This window comes from Pseudomonas sp. IT-P258 (assembly GCF_949767825.1).
Classification (GTDB): domain Bacteria; phylum Pseudomonadota; class Gammaproteobacteria; order Pseudomonadales; family Pseudomonadaceae; genus Aquipseudomonas; species Aquipseudomonas monachiensis.
On the sequence record NZ_CATKPU010000059.1, the window covers coordinates 1 to 569 of the forward strand.

1 protein-coding gene is annotated in these 569 nt (G+C 50.8%); it reads right to left on the reverse strand.

Going from position 1 to position 569, the window contains the following annotated elements; all coding sequences use genetic code 11:
- Window positions 1–59: 59 nt before the first annotated feature.
- The coding region (locus ACM6G4_RS20665; RefSeq protein WP_414914502.1) for a LysE family translocator at window positions 60–569 on the reverse strand (510 nt) is incomplete at its 5' end.

Sequence of the window (569 nt, forward strand, 5' to 3'; positions counted from 1 at the left end):
TGAAATCCTCAGAAATCATAGCAAGGGTTTTCGGGCTGGATAGATACTCAATCGTAGACTTATTGAACCAGCTGCCGGATCCCTAGAGACAAAATCAAACCACCGCATAATCGATCAATAGCTTTTTTCCTCCTTCGATACGCTGAAGCGATCTCAGGTTGCGAAAGAGCGATTGCGACCACTCCATACCAAGTCATCGAAACCACCACTACGACTGCCAGCATCGACAAAAACGTGCTTGGTGAAACGTGGGTGGGGGCTGCCGCTGAGAAAATAGCGGCATAGAAGGCCATGGATTTAGGGTTGCCAATGTTCGTAACGACCCCTTGGATGAATGACTGCCGAAAGTTTCCGACGACAGCATTATTACAGGGGGCAAGCGCGCTCTTTCCGGCCTTGAGCAGCAGTCGGAATCCAAACCACATTAGATAGGCTGCCCCCAGAACTTTTACGATTAGCGCCGCCCAAGGGAACGCAGCAAACACAACGCCGATACCTGCGATTGCACAGGTGGCCCAGAACAAATTGACCAATACGATGCCTGCTACCAAGGCCAAAGCTTCTGACCG